19 protein-coding genes are annotated in these 18,762 nt (G+C 73.7%); 11 read left to right on the forward strand and 8 right to left on the reverse strand.

What is annotated here, in order from left to right:
- The first annotated feature begins 1 nt into the window (after window position 1).
- A complete protein-coding gene (locus tag FB554_RS09680) occupies window positions 2-844 on the forward strand; it encodes a hypothetical protein (protein ID WP_142005768.1) in 843 nt (280 codons plus the stop codon).
- A complete protein-coding gene (gene fahA, locus FB554_RS09685; RefSeq protein WP_142005769.1) occupies window positions 841-2,052 on the forward strand; it encodes a fumarylacetoacetase in 1,212 nt (403 codons plus the stop codon). Before FB554_RS09680 ends, fahA begins: the two co-directional genes overlap by 4 nt.
- On the opposite strand, the gene FB554_RS09690 is transcribed toward fahA, so the two are convergent.
- Window positions 2,053-2,697 (reverse strand): TetR/AcrR family transcriptional regulator, encoded by a 645-nt coding sequence (locus FB554_RS09690; protein WP_142005770.1) that lies wholly within the window; start codon window positions 2,695-2,697, stop codon window positions 2,053-2,055.
- A gap of 53 nt (window positions 2,698-2,750) precedes the next feature.
- Here FB554_RS09690 and FB554_RS09695 point away from each other — a divergent pair, with 53 nt between their 5' ends.
- From FB554_RS09695 to cobS, 3 genes are read left to right on the forward strand one after another with little or no spacing between them, the layout of a single operon-like run.
- Window positions 2,751-4,211: a serine hydrolase domain-containing protein gene (locus FB554_RS09695; RefSeq protein ID WP_170206837.1), complete on the forward strand. Its 1,461-nt coding sequence runs from the start codon at window positions 2,751-2,753 to the stop codon at window positions 4,209-4,211.
- Window positions 4,212-4,255: 44 nt separating this feature from the next.
- Window positions 4,256-4,924 carry a class I SAM-dependent methyltransferase gene (locus FB554_RS09700; protein ID WP_142005772.1) on the forward strand — a complete coding sequence of 223 codons (669 nt, stop codon included), beginning with the start codon at window positions 4,256-4,258 and terminating at the stop codon, window positions 4,922-4,924.
- Window positions 4,921-5,718, forward strand: coding sequence for an adenosylcobinamide-GDP ribazoletransferase (cobS, locus tag FB554_RS09705; protein WP_211344571.1), 798 nt, complete (start codon window positions 4,921-4,923; stop codon window positions 5,716-5,718). Before FB554_RS09700 ends, cobS begins: the two co-directional genes overlap by 4 nt.
- 30 nt (window positions 5,719-5,748) lie before the next feature.
- Here cobS and FB554_RS09710 read toward each other — a convergent pair whose 3' ends face one another.
- The 6 genes from FB554_RS09710 to FB554_RS09735 form a co-directional block, all read right to left on the reverse strand.
- Window positions 5,749-6,291 carry an LOG family protein gene (locus tag FB554_RS09710; protein WP_142005773.1) on the reverse strand — a complete coding sequence of 181 codons (543 nt, stop codon included), beginning with the start codon at window positions 6,289-6,291 and terminating at the stop codon, window positions 5,749-5,751.
- Complete coding sequence (locus FB554_RS09715; RefSeq protein ID WP_142005774.1) at window positions 6,291-7,256, reverse strand: RDD family protein; 966 nt, start codon at window positions 7,254-7,256, stop codon at window positions 6,291-6,293. The genes FB554_RS09710 and FB554_RS09715 overlap by 1 nt, the downstream gene beginning before the upstream one ends.
- A gap of 25 nt (window positions 7,257-7,281) precedes the next feature.
- Entirely contained in the window at window positions 7,282-7,788 is a 507-nt protein-coding gene (locus tag FB554_RS09720) for a DUF3830 family protein (RefSeq protein WP_142005775.1), read from the reverse strand.
- Between the two features lie 18 nt (window positions 7,789-7,806).
- Window positions 7,807-9,213 (reverse strand): amidase, encoded by a 1,407-nt coding sequence (locus FB554_RS09725; RefSeq protein ID WP_142005776.1) that lies wholly within the window; start codon window positions 9,211-9,213, stop codon window positions 7,807-7,809.
- Entirely contained in the window at window positions 9,210-10,187 is a 978-nt protein-coding gene (locus FB554_RS09730) for a D-2-hydroxyacid dehydrogenase (RefSeq protein WP_236022357.1), read from the reverse strand. The genes FB554_RS09725 and FB554_RS09730 overlap by 4 nt, the downstream gene beginning before the upstream one ends.
- 78 nt (window positions 10,188-10,265) lie before the next feature.
- Window positions 10,266-10,913, reverse strand: coding sequence for a GNAT family N-acetyltransferase (locus FB554_RS09735; protein WP_142005778.1), 648 nt, complete (start codon window positions 10,911-10,913; stop codon window positions 10,266-10,268).
- Between the two features lie 106 nt (window positions 10,914-11,019).
- Between FB554_RS09735 and FB554_RS09740 the strand changes: the two genes are divergently transcribed.
- The 6 genes from FB554_RS09740 to FB554_RS09765 are packed head-to-tail and all read left to right on the forward strand — an operon-like array spanning window position 11,020 to window position 16,959.
- Window positions 11,020-11,817, forward strand: coding sequence for a maleate cis-trans isomerase family protein (locus FB554_RS09740; RefSeq protein ID WP_211344572.1), 798 nt, complete (start codon window positions 11,020-11,022; stop codon window positions 11,815-11,817).
- Window positions 11,814-13,016 carry a M24 family metallopeptidase gene (locus FB554_RS09745; protein WP_142005779.1) on the forward strand — a complete coding sequence of 401 codons (1,203 nt, stop codon included), beginning with the start codon at window positions 11,814-11,816 and terminating at the stop codon, window positions 13,014-13,016. Before FB554_RS09740 ends, FB554_RS09745 begins: the two co-directional genes overlap by 4 nt.
- Before the next feature lie 4 nt (window positions 13,017-13,020).
- Complete coding sequence (locus FB554_RS09750) at window positions 13,021-14,235, forward strand: aminotransferase-like domain-containing protein (protein WP_142005780.1); 1,215 nt, start codon at window positions 13,021-13,023, stop codon at window positions 14,233-14,235.
- Window positions 14,232-15,536: a M20 family metallopeptidase gene (locus FB554_RS09755; RefSeq protein ID WP_142005781.1), complete on the forward strand. Its 1,305-nt coding sequence runs from the start codon at window positions 14,232-14,234 to the stop codon at window positions 15,534-15,536. Before FB554_RS09750 ends, FB554_RS09755 begins: the two co-directional genes overlap by 4 nt.
- A 2-nt stretch (window positions 15,537-15,538) precedes the next feature.
- Window positions 15,539-16,276, forward strand: a complete 738-nt coding sequence (locus FB554_RS09760) for a maleate cis-trans isomerase family protein (protein WP_236022358.1) — start codon at window positions 15,539-15,541, stop codon at window positions 16,274-16,276.
- Between the two features lie 2 nt (window positions 16,277-16,278).
- Window positions 16,279-16,959, forward strand: a complete 681-nt coding sequence (locus tag FB554_RS09765; protein WP_142005782.1) for a GntR family transcriptional regulator — start codon at window positions 16,279-16,281, stop codon at window positions 16,957-16,959.
- 264 nt (window positions 16,960-17,223) lie between these two features.
- Here the strand turns inward: FB554_RS09765 and FB554_RS09770 are convergent, their stop codons facing one another.
- A complete protein-coding gene (locus FB554_RS09770; protein ID WP_142005783.1) occupies window positions 17,224-18,732 on the reverse strand; it encodes an NAD-dependent succinate-semialdehyde dehydrogenase in 1,509 nt (502 codons plus the stop codon).
- Between the last annotated feature and the right edge of the window lie 30 nt (window positions 18,733-18,762).

The following is an 18,762-nucleotide window of genomic DNA, read 5'->3' on the forward strand; positions in this document are numbered from 1 at the left end:
CATGTCAACGCCCTCCAGCGTGCCCCCGCGCGCCCTTTTCGCGGGCCTCATCGATGACGCGGCGGTCTTCCCGCCCGGAAACTTCCCGCTCGACGAGGCGATCTCGCGCCGGGTCGAGCGGCGCGGCAGCTCGATCAGCGACCTGGTCGGTCCGCTGCTGCTGCCGCCCACCCTGGTCAGCGAGGCGGTGGCCGGCTCCACCCCGGTCACGGTGTCGGTCGTCGGCCGCAGCGACGTCACGCTCGACCAGCTGCTCACCGCCGCCCAGCTGCTCGTCGACGCCGACGGCCACTCCCTCGCCGGGCTGGAGCTGACCTACTCCCCCGACTGGCGCGCGGCGCTCGAGCTCGGGGTGCCGGTCGCGGTCGAGGTGACCCCGGAGCAGGCCGTCGACGAGCCGATGGCCGACCTCGCCTCGGAGGGGTCGGAGCAGGTGCGCGCGAAGCTGCGCACCGGGTCGACGCCCAGCAACGCCGTGCCGAGCGCGTCCGCCCTGGGCGGCTTCATCGCCTCGGCGACGGGCCAAGGGCTGTCGTTCAAGCTCACCGGCGGCCTGCACCGCGCGGTCTCCCACCGCACCAGCACCGCCGACGGCGGGGAGGACCAGTTCGGCTTCCTCAACGTGCTGCTCGCGACCGACCAGATCCTGCGCGGGTCCTCGACGGCCCAGGCCGTGACGCTGCTCGAGCAGCGCGACAGCGACGTCATCGCCGGCCTGGTGCGCGAGCTCGACGACCCGCGGATCGCCAGCGTGCGCAACGCTTTTCACTCCTACGGCTGCTGCGACGTGCTCGACCCCATCCATGACCTGTCCGATCTCGGCCTGATCGAGGAGAACCTGTGACGAGCAGCTGGCTCGACCTGCCCGCCGACCACCCGTACGGCATCACCGCGCTCCCCTACGGCGTCTTCTCGGGCGCCGACGGCGTGCGCAGGGTGGGCGTGCGGGTCGGCGACCAGGTGCTCGACCTCGGCGCGGCGGCGGGTTCGACCGGCAGCGGGACCGCGCGGCTGTGGCAGCAGCCGTCGCTGAACGCCCTTCTGGCAGAAGGGAAGCCGGCGTGGGAGTCGGCTCGTGCCTGGGTCGTCGGGCTGCTCTCCGACCCCGAGCTCCGTGCGGCCGTCGAACCGCACCTGCACCACCTGTCCGACGTCACGCTGCACCTGCCCGTCGAGGTCGCCGACTACGTCGACTTCTACGCCAGCGAGCACCACGCCACCAACGTGGGCCGGATCTTCCGACCCGACGGCGACGCCCTCACGCCGAACTGGAAGCACCTGCCGATCGGCTACCACGGTCGCTCCGGCACGGTCGTGGTCAGCGGCACCGACATCCGTCGCCCGGTGGGTCAGCGCAGGCCGCCGACCGAGGACCAGCCGGTCTTCGGCCCCAGCGTGCGCCTCGACATCGAGGCCGAGCTCGGCTTCGTGGTGGCCGGTGGGACCGAGCTCGGCAGCCGCGTCTCGGTCGACGAGGCGAGCGAGCACCTGTTCGGCGTCCTGGCGTTCAACGACTGGAGCGCGCGCGACATCCAGGCCTGGGAGTACGTCCCGCTCGGCCCGTTCCTCGGCAAGTCCTTCGCGTCCTCGGTCGGCGCGTGGGTGACACCCATGGAAGCGCTGCAGGCGGCGAAGACCCCTCTGCCGCAGCAGGATCCGCGCCCGATGGACTACCTGCTGGGCGATGACCTGTTCGGTCTCGACATCGCCATCGAGGTCGAGCTGAACGGCTCGGTCGTGGCGCGCCCGCCGTACTCGACGATGTACTGGTCGCCCAGCCAGATGCTCGCGCACCTGACCGTGAACGGCGCCTCGCTGCGCGACGGCGACCTGTTCGCCTCGGGCACCGTGTCGGGACCGGAGGCCGACCAGCGCGGCAGCCTGCTCGAGCTCACCTGGAGCGGCGAGCAGCCGATCACCCTGCCCAACGGCTCGACGCGCACCTTCCTCGAGGACGGCGACACCGTCACCATCCGCTACTCCGCACCCGGCGCCGACGGCATCCGGATCGGCCTGGGTGAGGTCACCGGCACGATCCTCCCGGCAGACTGATCAGCCGGTGCCCTGCTGACGCGAGCAGGGCCCGGTGAAGATCTGCGCGCACCGCTGCTCGATCACGGCGGAGGCCCGCCGGCGAGCCTCCGCCGAGCCGCGTCCGCGCGCGAGGTAACCCGCTCGCGCCAGGCCGCGGACCGTCGCGACCAGTCCCGCCGCCGCGACGTCGGCGTCGAGCCCGGACTCGACCTCGCCGCACTCCTTCCCGTTCGCGACCGCCTGGCGCACTCGCTCGGTCAGGTGTGCCTCGGAGCCGCGCAGCGCGGCCAGCAGCCGGGGGTTGTCCAGCGCCAGCCCGGTGAACGTCAGGTCCAGATAGACCTCCTCGCGCCGAGCCTTGTCGAGCGGGAGGAGCTGGTGCAGCGCCTCGCCCAGGATGTGCTCGATGCGGGCGTGCTTGCGCTCGGCGCGGGCGATCCCGACGTCGACCCGGGCGTGCATCTGGTCCAGCAGCTGCTCGTAGACCGCGACGACGAGGTCGTCCTTGCTGGCGTAATAGTGCTGCACGAGCCCCACCGAGATGCCGGCTGCCTCCGCCGTGCGCGCGATGGTCACCGCCGCCAGCCCGTCGCTGACCGCGACCTGGCGCACCGCGTCCCGGATGAGTGTGCGACGGGCGTCGTGGTCGGCGGTGCGAGGCATGCCGGCACCCTAGACGACAAGCCTCATTTCCATATGGTTATATGGTTATCGGCATGCGCACCCGCCTGGCCGTCGCCGCGTCCGCACTGCTCGCCCTGCTCGCCACGCTCTGGGTGCCGCCCGCCTGGCCGGCCGCCGACCCGGCTGCCGCGCAGCAACGAGCGGTGCAGCCGCTGCGCGACCTCGACGTCCCGGGCTGGACCGCGGTGGTCGTGCAGGGCGACCGGGTGGTCGCCCGGTTCGCCGAGGGGCGAGCCGGTGGCCGGCCGGTCAGCGGCAGCACGCCGTTCCTCGTCGGGTCGGTGTCGAAGTCGTTCACCGCGACCCTCGTGCTGAACCTCGTGCAGGAGGGACAGCTCGGCCTCGACGACCGGGTGGACCGGCGGCTGCCCGACCTGCGGGGCGCCCCCAACGGCCTCGGTGCGGTCTCGGTGCGCCAGCTGCTCACGCACACCAGCGGCCTCAGCCGCAGCGCGGGACTGGAGCGGGCCGACGTGGTCGACGACCGGCCCGAGACCCTGCGCCGCCTCGCCTCGTCGCTCCGGGAGGTGACGCTCGCGTCCGAGCCCGGGACGACGTACGCCTACTCCGACGCGAACTACCTCCTGCTCGGCGCGATCGTCGAGCAGGTCACCGGCACCGACTTCGGTCGGGCGCTGCGCGAGCGCGTCACCGACCCGCTGGGCATGTCCGGCGCGATCACGACGAGCGCCCAGGCCGACGCGTCCGGCGTCGGGGCCGGGAACCGGCTGCCGTTCGGTCGCGCGCGCCCGTTCGACCGCGGCTACTCCCAGAGCGGGGTGCCCTACGGCTACGTCGGCGCCACCCCCGACGACCTCGTGCGCTACGCCCGGTTCCAGCTCGGCGTCGCCCCGAACACCTCGGTGCTGAGCAGCTCCGGGCTGGCCACGATGCAGCGGGCGCAGGTGCGCACGTCGGCGACACAGTCGTACGGATTCGGTTGGCGCACAACGCAGCTCGACGGTCTCCCCCGCCCCGTCGTCGAGCACACCGGGGCCACCCCGGGCTTCTTCACCCACGTGCTGCTCGACCCGGCGAACGACCGCGCGGTCATCGTGCTGGCGAACGCCTACTCCGAGGCGGCGGCGCCGGCGCTGGCCGGGGTCGGGCCCGACCTGCTGCGCGCCGCGGCCGCAGTCCCGCAGCAACCGATGTCCCCCGACCCGGTCCTGTCCGCCGCGCCGTGGGTCGCGGTGGCGCTGGCCGCGGTGGGTCTGGTCTGCGCCGCGCTCGCGGTGCGCGCCGGGCTGCGTCGCGACCGGCGCCGGCGGGCGGCGCTCACCGCCCTGGCCGTGCTCGGGGTCGTCCTGGCCGCGCTGGCCGCGCTCACCCCGCGGCTGGTCGGCTACGGCTGGCGAGAGGTCCGGCTGTGGGCACCTGACCTGGCGCTCGGCCTGGGCGCGAGCGTGGTCGCCTGGGGCGCTGTCGCTGTCACCGCGGCGGTCGCCGTCGTGGTGCGCACCCGCCGTGGCCGGGCCGCCCCGCCCGGGTAGACGCCGGAGGGTGGACCCGCCGGGCGCGAACTAGATTGGCGTCCATGGCATCTCAGGACCCGCGCGAGGAGCGGGTGCGGCAGGCGTACGACACCGTCGCGACGGAGTACGCCGCGGCCATCCGCGACGAGCTCGCCGGCAAGCCGCTCGACCGCGCGCTCCTGGCCGCCGTCGCGGAGATGGCCGCGGGCGGCACCGTGGCCGACATCGGCTGCGGCCCCGGTCACGTCGCCGCGCACCTGGCCGGGCTCGGCGCCGACGTCGTGGGCATCGACCTGTCGCGCTCGATGGTCGAGATCGCGCGCGCCGACCATCCGCAGGTGCGCTTCGAGGTCGCCTCGATGACCGATCTGCCGCAGGCCGACGGCAGCCTCGCGGCCGCGGTGCTGATGTACTCGATCATCCACCTCGGACCCGCCGACCGGGACCGCACGATCGCCGAGCTGCGCCGGGTGCTGCAGCCGGGCGGCATCGCGCTGCTGGCCTTCCACATCCGCAGCGAGGAGTTCCAGCCCGGCGACGTCAACCGGCTCACGACCTGGTTCGGCCACAGCGTCGACGTGGAGGGCTACTTCCTCGAGCCGGAGGTCGTGCTCGACGACCTCGAGCGGCACGGTCTCGACATCGTCTCGGTCATGACCCGCATGCCGCACCCCCAGGTCGAGCTGCCCAGCGAGCGCGCGTACGTCCTCGCCCAGCGACCCGTGTCGTGAGCCGGTCCGTCGTGCGCCCGTGGGACCAGTTCGCCACGGCCGCAACGTTTCTCACGCGGCTCCCGGTGCCGGCCCGGCCGGCGAAGGACGCCGACGAGCACGCCGCGCGGCTGCACGCCTCGGTCGGCTGGTTCCCGCTCGTCGGTGCCGTGGTGGGCGCCGCCTGCGCCGGCACGTTCTGGCTCGCCGGGCAGGTCTTCCCGCCCCTGGCCGCCGCGGCGCTCGCGGCGGTCGTGGGTGCGCTGGTCACCGGCGCCTTCCACGAGGACGGGCTCGCCGACACCGTCGACGGCCTCTGGGGCGGGTGGAGCCAGGAGCGGCGGCTGGAGATCATGCGCGACAGCCGCATCGGCACCTACGGCACGCTGGCCGTCGTGCTGTCGTCGCTGCTGCTGGTGACGACGCTCGCGTCGCTGCCGATGGCGTACGCCGGGCGCGGGTTGGTCGTCACCCACCTGGTGAGCAGGTTCGTGGTGCTGCCGATGCTCGCGCTGGTCCCGCCGGCACGCGACGACGGGCACGGCGCGTCGGTGGCGCGCCCGCCGACCGCCGCGTCGTGGCTGGTCGCGGCGCTGACGGTCGTGGTGGTCGGCGCGGGCCTGCTCGGGTGGTGGTCGGCGGTCGTGCTGGTCGCGGCGCTGCTCACGGCCGCGGGGGTGTCGGCCGTCGCGCGGCGCAAGGTCGGCGGCGTGACCGGCGATGTGCTGGGCGCGGCCAACCACCTCGCCATGCTGGTGGGGCTGCTCGTCGTGCTGGCCCTGGTCGGGCAGGGCGCGCCGGGCCCGTTCGGCTGAGCCCGTCCGGCTCCCGACGGAGCCCGCGCCTCAGCGCTCGGCCTGGCCGAGCCCCGCCCAGAGCGCCTGCGGGGTGTCGGCGACCACGAGGCTGCCGCGCACCTTCAGGCTGAGGAAGCCGGCGTCGACCATGCCGTCGAGGGCGCGCAGCAGCGGCGTCCAGTAGCCGTGGATGTCGTAGAACGCGACCGGCTTGTCGTGCAGCCCGAGGTGCTGCCAGGTCCAGACCTCGAAGATCTCCTCGAGCGTGCCGATGCCGCCGGGGAGCGCCACGAACGCGTCGGCGCGCTGGGCCATCACGGCCTTGCGCTCGTGCATCGAGTCGACCTCGATCAGCTCGGTCAGGCCCGTGTGCGGGACCTCCTCGGAGAACAGCGAGCGCGGGATGACCCCGACGATCTCGGCCCCCTCCTCGATCGCGATGTCGGCGACCGCGCCCATCAGGCCGACCGACGCGCCGCCGTAGACGATGCCGGCGCCCTGGCGCACGAGGTAGCGGGTGACCTGCGTCGCGGCCTCGTGCCAGCGCTGGTCGGCCCCGTCGGAGGAGCCGGTGAAGATCGCGACCCGCATCACTGCATCCCTCCGTAGGGCGGCTGCGGGTACTGACCCGGGTACTGGCCGGGCGGCGTCGCCGCGGGGGCGCCCTCCGGCGGCCCGACGACCACCAGGCTCTTGCCGACCTTGTCGTGGATGGCCTGCTTGCGCGAGTCACCGAGGGGCCACAGACCGTCGACCAGCGTGAAGATCGTCGCGAGGCCGCCGATCGCGGGAATCACGTTGACGATGCTGGAGATTCCCTTCACGAGGAACCGCTGCGCGGCCTCGGCGAGGGTGAGCTTGCGGGGGGCGTCGACCGACCGCACGCTGATGCCGGTGAGCATCTTGCCGAGCGTGCGACCGCGCCAGACCACCATGGCGATCTCGTAGACCGCGTAGACCAGCGCGACGGCCAGCGCTAGCTGCACCGGCATGACCGCGAGCTCCTCGGGCACCGGCGGCGCCTGGCTCGACCCCGACGCCGCGGCGTCCATCGCGTCGTTCCAGTAGCTGCGGTATCCGGCGAACCAGTCGCTCGCCCACGGCAGCGCCAGCAGCGCGCCCACGACGAACACGACGATGCCGTCGACGAACCACGCGAAGAACCGGCGCCACCAGCCGCTCAGCCGCTGCCCCTCGAGCGTGAACGCACCGCGGGCGACCTGCTGCTGCCAGCCGGGCTGGGCGTACTGCTGCGGGACGGGCTGCCCCGGCCCGCCGTACGTCTGGTGCGGCGGAGTCTGCGCCGGCGGCACTCCCGGGCCCGCGTACGGGTCGCCGGGGTTGCCGAAGCGGGAGCCGCCCACGGTCGTGCCGGGCGCGGCGGCCTGCTGCTGCTCGGCCGGGTCGGGGTAGGCGCTGGGGGTGCCGATGCGCGAGCCGTCGAGGCCGGGCTTGACCTTCGGCGTGCGCCGCTCGGTCCACAAGATCCCGTCCCAGTAGCGCAGCTGGGTCTCGTCGTCGGGATCGTCGTACCACCCGGAGGGCCGTGCCGTCATGGGGCCAACCCTCCCATGCGCGCCTTCAGGACCCGTCGGCGCGGGCAAAGGTCAGCGTCTCGCCGCGCGCCCCGCCCATCCACACGTCCTGGCACGCGGCGACCATCTGCTCGTAGCCGTCGGTGATCTCGGCGAACACGTTGCCGGGCACGTAGCCCTGGTCGCCGTTGATGAGCAGGTTGTTGCGGCCGTAGAAGATCGCCAGGTCCACGATGCGCCCGGCGGCGCGGTGCTCGCCCTCGGCCTCGTAGCCGTACGCCGGGTTGCCGAGGTCGTCGCCGCTGAAGCTGAACCAGCACACGTCGCGCGGGATCGGCGTGATCGTGGTGTTCTCCGGGCCGGGCTCGGCCGCCGCCCAGTCGGTGACGAGGCCGTAGACCTCGTTGCGGGCGTACTTCCCGTGGAAGGCGGGCGCGGTGACCGGCAGCGCGTCCCAGACCGCCGCGCAGGTGCGCGGGGCGACCTCGTCGAGCAGCCGGGCGGTGCACGAGACCTGCCGGCGGTCCAGAGTGATGGTGATGAGGCGGGGCACGGTTCCTCCTGCGCGGGGTCAGCGGGTGCGGGGCGGGTGCTGGGTGTGCCAGGTGGTCGCCTGCTCGAACGCCCGGCCCACGCGCAGCGCCGCGGCGTCGTCGTGCCGCGCGGCCACGACCTGCAGCCCGATCGGCAGCCCGTCGCCGGTGAAGCCGCACGGCACGGTGAGCGCCGGCTGCTGGGTCATGTTGAACGGGTAGGTGTAGGGAGTCCACGAGGTCCACAGCGGCGAGGGCCAGCCGTCGGGGGCGGGCTGACCGGCGGGGAACGCCGCGATCGGCATGGTCGGGGTCAGCAGCGCGGCATACGTCGTGTGCAGCTCCCCCATCACCCGCCCCAGGTCGGCGCGCACCGCCACCGCGTCCAGGTAGTCCGCCGCGGTGGCCCTGTCGCCGAACTCCTCGATGGCAGAACGCAGTCCGGGGTCGATGCGCTCGCGCGCGCCCGGCCCGTACGCGTCGATCACCTTGGCCGCGCCGGTGAACCACAGCGTGTGGAACGCCTCGACCGGGTCGGCGATGCGCAGGTCGATCTCGTCGACCTGCGCGCCCTGCTCGCGCAGCACGTCGACCGCCGCCCGGACGGCGGCCTCGACCTCGGGGTCGTTGCGGCCGGTGCCGAGGTCGGGCGAGAAGGCGATCCTGGTGCCGGAGACGCCGGAGTCGAGCCCGTCGAGGTAGGAGCCGGGGTGGGTGGGCATCGCCGACCAGTCGCGCGGGTCGGGCCGGGCGATGACGTCGAGCAGCAGCGCGCAGTCGGTGACCGAGCGGGTCATCGGGCCGATGTGCGACAGCGTGCCGTAGGGGCTCGCCGGATAGATCGGCACCTGGCCGTAGGTCGGCTTGAGAGCGACCACCCCGCTGAACGCCCCTGGGATCCGGACGGATCCGCCGCCGTCGGTGCCCACCGACCAGGTGCCCATGCCGAGCGCCGTCGCGGCCGCCGCGCCACCGCTCGACCCGCCGGAGGTGCGACCGGGGTCCCACGGGTTGCGGGTGACGCCGTGCCGCAGCGAGTCGGTCACGCCCTTCCACCCGAACTCCGGCGTGGTGTTCTTCCCGAAGATCACCTGCCCCGACTCGCGCAGCCGCGCGACGAACGGTGCGTCGACGTCCCACGGGCCGGTGTCGTCGACGAGGTTGCTGCCGCGATAGGTCGGCCAGCCGCGGGTCGGCACCATGTCCTTGACGGTGAGCGGCACCCCGTCGACCGGGCCCACCGGCTCCCCCGCCCGCCAGCGCCGCGCGGACAGCTCCGCGGCTCCCCGGGCCGCCGGCTCGTCGAGCATCGTGATGGCGTTGACCGCGCCGTCGAGCCGGCGCACCGCGTCGAGCGCCGAGTTCAGCGCGTCGACGGGCGTCCATGTGCCGGAACGGAATCCGGCGACCAGCTCGTGCGCGCCGAGCATCGACAGGTCGGTCATCGCGCACCCGTGGCGACGAACCCGCCCTGCTTGTCGACGGCGTACGGCAGGGGTTCGTCGGCGAGCCACCGCTCGGCGAGGTCCACGAACTGGTCGGCGAGCCGGTCGCGCCAGCCGACGACGTCGCCCGACATGTGGGCCGAGACGTGCACCCCGGGCAGGGTCCACAGCGGGGAGTCGGGCGGCAGCGGCTCGGTCTCGAAGACGTCGAGGGAGGCGGCGGCGACCTGCCCCTGCTCGATCGCTTGCACCAGGTCGACCTCGACCAGGCTGCGCCCGCGTCCGACGTTGACGACGTGGGCGTGCGCGGGCAGCGCGGCGAAGACCGTCGCGTCGAGGATGCCGGTCGTCTGCGGGGTCAGCGGCGCGGCGTTGACCAGGTGGTCGACGTCGCCGACGTGCCGGGCCAGCTCGCCGCTCGCGACGATGCGGTCGAAGTCGTCGTCGCCGTCGCGGGCGGTGCGACCGGCCCCGGTGACCCGCATGCCGACGGCCCGCAGCAGCCGGCCGGTGGCCCGGCCGATCCCGCCGGTGCCGACGACCAGGGCGTGCGACCCGGCGGTCTCGCGCGGCTCGCGGTGGCGCCAGGTGCGCTCGCGCTGCAGGTCGGCCGAGGCGTGCAGCAGCTTGTCCTGGGCGAGCACGCTGGCCAGCACGAACTCGGCGATCGGTCGGTCGAAGACGCCGCGCGCGTTGGTCAGCACCACGTCGGAGTCGCGCAGCCCGTCGAACAGGATCGCGTCGACGCCGGCGGCGGCCACGTGCACCCAGCGCAGCCGGTCGCGCCGCGGCCAGGCGGCCTCGAGCGCCGGGTTGAAGAAGTCCCACAGCAGCAGGGCGTCGGTGCCGGGCAGCGCGTCGGCCAGGCCGTCGCTGTCGCACACCCGGACGTCGAAGCGGCCCGCGAGCCGGTCGAGCCGGTCCGGGGCGTCGCCGCCGGACTCCACGAGAACAGTCAGCACCGGGGCAGCCACGGCGGCCACGCTAGGAACGCGGCCGAGAGATTGTCAACAATCTTTGGGCGCGTAGCCGTCGGGTGGCGGGCGCATCGTTCAGCCCGCGGCCGCCACCTCGCGGACCATGACGCAGTTGCCCTTCCCCTTGGGGCGGTCGTAGACGAAGCCGACGCGCTCGTACATCCGGCGGGTGCCGTTGTAGACGAACGACGCCGACATCCGGCGCCCGTCGAGGTCGTGCGGATATCCCTCGACGACGCCTCCCCCGGCTGCCGCGATCAGCTCGACCGCGCCGCGCAGCGCGAGCTCGGCCACCCCGCGCCGCCGATATCGCCGGTCGACGAAGATGCAGGTCACCCGGAAGTCCGGCGGCTGCTGCTGCTCGGCGAGGTACTGCTTGCGGTGGTGCAGGTTCGGCAGCTCCTCGGGCGGCCCGAACTCGGCCCAGCCGACCGCCTCCTCCCCGTCCAGGACCAGCGCGGCGTGCGTCGCATCCTCCTCGACCCAGCGCTGCTTCAGCGCCCGGTTGCCCTCGTAGGACTGGCGTTTCTCCGGGCAGTCGGGCCCGAAGAAGGTGCACCAGCACCCGCCGAAGATCCCGTTGTGCCGCTCGACCAGGGCGGCGAACTGCGGCCAGGTCGAGACGTCCAGGGCCGCGATGCGCAGCCCGTCGAGGTCGGGCTCGACGGCTGCTCGTGGCTGCTGGCCCCGCTTCTTCCCCGTGTCCTTCTGCTTGGTGCTCATGCGGCCAGCCTGAACCCGGTCCCGGTCGGAACGCGGACGGAACCGGGCGCAACTCGCGATCGGCAAAAGATTGTCAACAATCCACATCGGGATGCACCATGGGCGCATGCTCCCCAGCCACCCCGCCGTGCCCGACCCGGGCGACGTCGGTCTGGACCTGCCCGACGAGGCGCCGGTGGGGTCGGTGGGCATCGGGGTGGTCGCGCCCTACGACTTCGCGCTGGACCGCGAGCTGTGGCGCTGGGTCCCTGAGCAGGCGGCGCTGCTGCTGACCCGCACGCCCTTCTCCTCGCTGCCGGTGAGCGTCGAGCAGGCCACGACGGTGGGTGACCCCGACACGGTCGCCGCGTGCACCTCCAGCCTCATCGCCACCCGTCCCGAGGTGGTCGCCTACGCCTGCACGTCGGGCTCGTTCGTCGGGGGCGTCGCGGGTGAGCACGCCCTGGTCGCCTCGATGCTCGCGTCGGGCACGCCCGCGGCGGTGACCTCCAGCGGCGCGCTGCTGATGGCGCTGCGGCACCTGGGGATCCGGCGCCTCGCGGTGGCCACGCCGTACGACCAGCGCATCACCGACCGGCTGCGCGCCTTCCTGTCCGCCTCGGGCATCACCGTCACCGCGAGCACCCTGCTGCAGCTGCGCGGCCTGATCTGGCGGGTGCCCTACGGCACCACCGTCGAGCTGGTGCGCGAGGCGGTCGCCCGGGACGACTGCGAGGCGGTCTTCATCTCCTGCACCAACCTCCCGACGTACGACCTCATCGCCCCGCTCGAGCGCGAGCTCGGCATCCCCGTGCTCACCGCGAACCAGGTGACGCTGTGGGCCGCGCTGCGGCTGGCGGGCATCGCCGCGATCGGCGAGCAGCAGCGACTGCTCGCCGTGACTCACCACAGGCCGGCCGCGTGACGACGAACACCCTTCGGCCGCAACCGTTTCCGGCCCAGGAGTATGTCGCTCGCCTGCAGGCGGTGCAGCGCCGGATGGCCGAGCGCGACCTCGCCTCGCTGGTGGTCGTCGACCCGGCGAACCTGTACTACCTGACCGGTTACAACGCGTGGTCGTTCTACACCCCGCAGTGCCTGGTCGTCCCGGTCGAGGGGCCGCCCCACCTGTTCGCCCGCGCGATGGACGCCCAGGGTGCGCACCACACGGCGTCGCTGCCGCGGGAGCAGGTGCACGGCTACCCCGAGCGTCTCGTGCACCGGCCCGACGTGCACCCCTACGACTGGATCGCCGCGCGGGCGCTGGAGATCGGCGTGCTGCGCGACGACCCGGGCAGCCAGGTCGCGGCCGAGATCGACGCGCACTACTTCTCCCCGCGCGGCTTCTTCGCGCTGCACGCGCGCCTGCGTCACGCCGCGCTCGTCGACAGCCACGAGCTGGTCAACTGGGTGCGGCTGGTCAAGTCGCCGCTGGAGCAGGAGACGCTGCGCGCGGCCGGCCAGGTGACCGAGCGCGTCATGCGCATCGCGATCGAGCAGATCGAGGTCGGGCGCCGCCAGTGCGACGTGGTCGCCGAGATCCAGCACGCGCAGGCGCTCGGCGCCCACCAGATCGGCGGCGACTACCCCGCGATCGTGCCGATGCTGCCGACCGGCGAGACGGCCGGCACACCCCACCTGACCTGGTCGGACCTGCCCCTCGTCGCCGGCGAGGCGACGACGATCGAGCTGGCGGGCGTACGCCATCGCTACCACGCGCCGCTGGCGCGCACCGTCGTGCTCGGCCGGCCCCCGCACCGGCTGTCGTCGTGCGCCGACGCCGTCAGCGACGGGATGCTCGCCGCGCTGGAGCAGCTGCGACCGGGGCGCACCGGTCGCGAGGTGCACCAAGCGTTCGCCTCCACCATCGCCCGCGCCGGGCTCAGCAAGGAGTCGCGCATCGGCTATTCCATCGGCATCGGCTACCCGCCCGACTGGGGCGAGCGCACGGTGAGCCTGCGCGCCGAGGAGGAGACCGAGCTGCGGGCCGGCATGGCGTTCCACGTGATCCTCGGCATGTGGATGGACGGCTGGGGCTACGAGACCTCCGAGTCGGTGCTGGTGACCGACGACGGACCCGAGCTGCTGGCGCACGTACCCCGCGGACTGACGATCAAGGAGTGAGCGCATGACCACCACCCCGACGACCCCGATCCCGCTCGCGTCGCGAGCCTCGGACCTGGTCGGCTCGGTGATCGACTCCAGCACCTCGCTGCTGGCGCGGCAGACGCACGACATCGTGCGCTTCGCGATGGGTTCGCCTGCGCCAGAAGCGATTCCGACGCACACCTTGGCCCAGGTCGGGATCGCGGCGATGGGCGCGGAGGCACCCGACGCGTTCGACTACGCCGCGACCGAGGGCGACCCCGCGCTGGTCGAGGCGCTGCTCGCGGAGCTGGCCGGCACCACCGACGCCACGACCGCCGAGCGGCTGTTCATCACCTCCGGCGGGATGCAGGGGCTCGACCTGGCGTTCAAGCTGCTCGTCGACCCGGGCGATCTGGTCGTCGTCGAGTCCCCCACGTACACCAACGGATCCGCGACCGCGCTGTCCTACCAGGCCGAGCTGCTGGAGGCCCCGGTCGACGCCGACGGGCTCGACGTCGAGCAGCTGGAGCGGCTGGTCGAGCGCGCGGGGCGCACCCCCAAGGCGCTGTACGTCATCCCCACCTTCCAGAACCCGTCCGGCGCGACCCTGACGCTGGAGCGGCGGCAGCGGCTGCTGGAGCTGGCGCGCCGGTGGGGCAGCGTGGTGATCGACGACGACCCGTACGGCATGCTGCGGTTCGCCGGGGAGCCGGTGCCGTCGCTGCACGAGCTCGCTGGCGGTGACCCGCTGGTCTTCTCGGTGCGCACGTTCTCGAAGATCATCGCGCCGGGTCTGCGGGTGGGGTGGGTCGACGCCGACCCGAGCCTGCAGCCGCTGCTGATCAACGCCAAGCAGGCGATGGACACCTGCACCAACCTGCCGCTGCAGCGCCTCGTGGCCGGCTTCCTGCGCGAGGGTCACCTGCAGGACCACCTCGTGACCCAGCGCGCGTCGTACCGCGTGCGCAAGGAGGCGATGCAGGCCGCGCTCACCGAGCACCTGGGCGACCAGGCCCGCTGGACCGACCCCGAGGGCGGCTTCTTCCTGTGGGTCAGCTTCGACGAGTCCGTCGACACCGAAAGGCTTTTCGAGGTCGCCCTCGCCGAGGGCGTCGCCTACATCCCCGGCAACGCCCTCTCCCCCGGGCGCCGCTTCCCGCACGACCTGCGGCTGTGCTTCGCCTCGATGCCGCCGGAGCGCATCCACGAGGGCGTGCGCCGGCTGGCCCGCGCCGTCGAGCGGGTGCGCCGATGAGCGCGCAGACCGCACCCCCGCTCACGGCGGTCGAGCTGGCGCTGCTCGACCGGATCGACACCGACCGCATCGTCGCCGCGACGCAGCGGCTGGTGCGCGCCCGCGGGGAGAACCCGCCGGGCCAGGAGGCCGAGACCGTCGCCACGCTCGCGGCCGTCTGCCGGGAGCGCGACCTCGACGTGCGCACCGAGACCGCGGAGGCCGGCCGCGACAACCTGTTCGCCCGCACCACCGGCGACGCGGGCGGTCCGGCGCTGCTGCTGCTCGGCCACACCGACGTCGTGCCGGTCGGCGAGGGCTGGACGCGCGACCCGTTCGGCGGCGAGGTCGACGGCGGTCGCGTCTTCGGCCGCGGCACGACCGACATGAAGGGTGGGCTCGCCGCGGCCGTCGAGGCCATGGCGGCGGTGCAGGAGCACGCCCGCGCGACCGGACGCACGCTCACCGGCGGGGTCGAGCTGGCCGCGACGGTGGACGAGGAGCAGGGTGGCGTCGGCATCAGGGCGTGGGTCGCGCAGCAGCCCGCGAAGGCGTACGTCGGGTGCGTGACGGCCGAGCCCACCGACCTGCAGACCGTGATCGCGGCGCGCGGCGACGCCTACCTCGACATCCGGGTGCACGGCACGGCGGCGCACAGCGGGCGGCCCGACGACGGCGCCAACGCGATCTACGGCGCGGCCCGGATCGTCACCGCGCTGCGCGACTGGCACACCGAGCTCGCCGCCGCGCCGCACCCGCTCGCGGGTCCGGCGACCTGGAGCGTCGGCGTCGTCGAGGGCGGCACCGGCACCTCGATCGTGCCGGCCGAGTGCCGGGTGCTGGCCGACCGGCGGCTGCTCCCCGGCGAGGACGCCGAGCAGGTGCTGCGCGAGGTGGTCGCGCGCGTCGACGCGCTCGGGCTGGAGCGCGACGGGCTGCGCGTCGAGATCGACCTGCCGATGTGGATGCCGGGGTTCGAGACCGCCCCGGACAACGCGTTCGTCACCGCGGTCGAGTCGTCGCTCGGCGCGGCCGGCGGCCCGGGCCTCGGGCTCGGCGGCTGGACCGCCGCGTGCGACGGCGGTTTCGTGGCGCGCGACCTCGGCGTGCCGGTGGTCGTGCTCGGCCCCGGGTCGGTCAACGAGCAGGCGCACCGGCCCGACGAGTCGGTCGGTGTCGACGAGCTCACGGTGGCCGCCCGCACGTACGCCCTCGCTGCCTGGCGCCTCCTCGCACCGGACAGCACGGCCGGCGCCGCGCCCGACGCGCCGGACGGCTCCGCGCTCGAGTTCCGTTCTCCCGGCGCAGGATCGGAGGCCTGACCGTGCCCACCGTCGGACTGCTCTACCCCGGCTACAGCGCCGAGGACGACTACCCCCGGTTCGTCGCTCGGCTGCGCGAGGCCGGCGTACGCCCGCCCGACCTGCCCCTGGTGCACACCCGGATGGACGAGGACGCCCACCGCGTCGACGCGCTGCTGGAGATCGGGCGCGCCGACCATCTCGCCGCCGGTGGTCGGGAGCTGGTCGCCGAGCACGGCGCGGAGTCGGTGATGTGGGCGTGCACGTCGGGCTCGTTCGTCTTCGGGTGGGAGGGGGCCCGCGAGCAGGCCGAGCAGCTGGCGGAGGCGGTCGGGCGGCCGGCGTCGTCGACGTCGTTCGCGTTCGTCGACGCCTGCCGGCACCTCGGGATCGAGCGGGTCTCGGTCGCGGCGTCCTACCCGCAGGACATCGCCGAGGCGTTCGTGGCGTTCCTCGGCGCGGCCGGCATCGAGGTGGTCGCGATGGGCAGCCACGGCATCGTCACCGCGGCCGAGGTCGGCACGCTCGGGCGCGAGCAGGTGCTCGCCGTGGTGCGCGGCGCCGACCTGTCCGACCGCGTGCAGGCGGTGCTGGTGCCCGACACCGCGATGCACACGCTGGAGTGGCTCTCCGACGCCGAGGCGGAGACCGGACGGCCCGTCCTCACCGCGAACCAGGTCACGATCTGGAAAGGTCTGCAGCTGTTGGGAGTCCGGCCCTCGCTGCCTGGCTCCGGTCGCCTCTTCGCCCAGGAGCGTTGATCATGTCGAACGTGTCCCGCCTGACACCGCTGGTGCAGGAGTCCACCGCGAGCATGGTCGCGCGCACCGTGCGCGAGGCCATCGCACGGGGCGACATCGGTCCGGGCGAGCAGCTCGGCGAGGTCGAGCTCGCCCGCCAGCTGGGCGTCAGCCGTGGCCCGCTGCGCGAGGGCCTGCAGCGCCTCACCCAGGAGGGACTCGTCGAGTCCTACCGCAACAGAGGGCTTTTCGTCATCGAGATGACGCCCGAGCGGGTGCGCGACACCTACCTCGCCCGGCAGGCCGTCGAGCGCGGCGCGGCCGAGCACCTGCACGACACCGGCACCGCCGCGACGGCCGGCGGCTCGCTGCTGCGCGTCGTCGACACCATGGAGCGCGCGGCCGCCGACGACGACCGCGAGGCCGTGACCGACGCCGACCTCGCCTTCCACGAGCAGCTGGTGCGCGAGTCGGCCAGCCCCCGGCTCGTGTGGATGCACCAGACCCTGCTCACCGAGACCCGCATGTGCCTCAACGCCCTCGAACCGACCTACGACTCCAACGAGGACCGGGTCGCCGAGCACCGTGCCATCGCCGAGGCGCTGCAGGCCGACGACCCGACCGCCACCGACCGGCTGCTGGTCGCCCACATGCGCGACGGCGTACGCCGCCTGGTCCCCGAACCCGTCGAGCCCCCCGCCTGACCAGGCCGCGGCAACCTCGGGTCGATACCGACCCCATCTGCCCGGAAAACCGGCCTGAACCGTGCCGTTCCGGGTCGATACCGACCCCATCTGCCCGGAGCAGCCGTACGCTCGCCGCCCCCGCGTGACCAGGCCGGGCGGGGCAGGTCCGTAGGGCCGTGGACGGGTTCTGGCGGGAGGCCGAGCCTGCGAGGCCGGATGGTTGGCCCGTAGGGCCTGCCCCGCCCGGCCGGACCCAACCGGCCCCGCCCAGCCCGGCGCCCGTCACATCGCGATTCCGACGTACTTGATCTCCAGGAACTCCTCGATCCCGACGCTGCCGCCCTCGCGGCCGAGACCGGACTCCTTGATGCCGCCGAACGGCGCGGCGGGGTTGGACACCACGCCCTGGTTGAGGCCAACCATGCCCGACTCGAGCGCCTCGGCGACGCGCAGCCCGCGCCGCAGGTCGTTCGTGAAGACGTAGGCGACAAGGCCGTACGGCGTGTCGTTGGCGGCGGCGATCACCTCGTCCTCGCTGCTGAACGGGGTGAGCGGCGCGACGGGGCCGAAGATCTCCTCGTGCGCCATGCGCGCCTCGCCGGGCACCCCGGTGAGCACCGTCGGCGGGAAGAACCAGCCGGGCCCGTCGGGGGCCTCGCCGCCGGTCAGCACGGTGGCGCCGCGGCCGGTGGCGTCGGCGAGCAGGTCGATCACCTTGCGGCGACCGGCCTCGTCGACCAGCGGCCCGACCTGCACGCCGTCGTCGGTGCCGCGCCCGACCTCCAGCTGCGCCATCGCGGCCGACAGCTTCTCGCCGAACTGCTGAATCACGTTGTCGTGCACGTAGATTCGGTTGGCGGCGGTGCACGCCTCCCCCATGTTGCGCATCTTCGCCTGCATCGCTCCCGCGACGGCCTCGTCGAGGTCGGCGTCGTCGAACACGATGAACGGCGCGTTGCCGCCGAGCTCCATCGACGTGCGCAGCACCTTGTCGGCGCACTGCTCGAGCAGCACCTTGCCGACCTTGGTGGAGCCGGTGAACGAGAGCTTGCGGGCGTCGCCGGAGCGGATCAGCGGCTCCATCACCCCGCCGGCGTCGCGGCAGGTCACGATGTTGACCACGCCGTCGGGCACGCCGGCGTCCTGCAGCACCTGCCCGAGCGCGAGCATCGACAGCGGCGTCTGGTGCGCGGGCTTGACGACGCTCGTACAGCCGGCAGCCAGGGCCGGGCCGATCTTGCGGGTGCCCATCGCCATCGGAAAGTTCCACGGCGTGATGAGCAGGCACGGGCCGACCGGCTGCTTGGTCACGAGGAACCGCGCGCCACCGGCCGGCGCGGTCTGGTATCCGCCGTCGATGCGCAGCGCCTCGCCCGAGAAGTGCCGGAAAAACTCTGCGGCATAAGCGATCTCGCCCTTCGCCTCCGCGAGCGGCTTGCCCATCTCGAGCGTCATGAGCAGGGCCAGGTCGTCCTGCCGCTCCATCAACAGCTCATGCGCCCGCAGCAGCAGATCTGCCCGCTCACGCGGCGTCGTGCGCGCGAAATCGGCCTGCGCCGCGACCGCGGCGTCGAGCGCCCGCCGTCCGTCGGCCGGGGTCGCGTCGGCGACCGAGGCGATCACCTGCCCGGTCGCGGGGTCGTCGACCTCGAACGTCGCGCCGCCCTCGGCGTCGACCCACCGGCCGCCCACGAGCAGCCTCTTCTCGACCTGGTCGACCACCTGCTGCTCGCGGCCGGAGAGGCCGCCCTCGGTCTGCGTCTGCGCCGTCGCCTGCGTGTCCGTGCTCATCCGCCGGTCATCCCTTCCGGTTGTTCGCGG

It is taken from the genome of Barrientosiimonas humi, assembly GCF_006716095.1.
Taxonomy (GTDB): domain Bacteria; phylum Actinomycetota; class Actinomycetes; order Actinomycetales; family Dermatophilaceae; genus Barrientosiimonas; species Barrientosiimonas humi.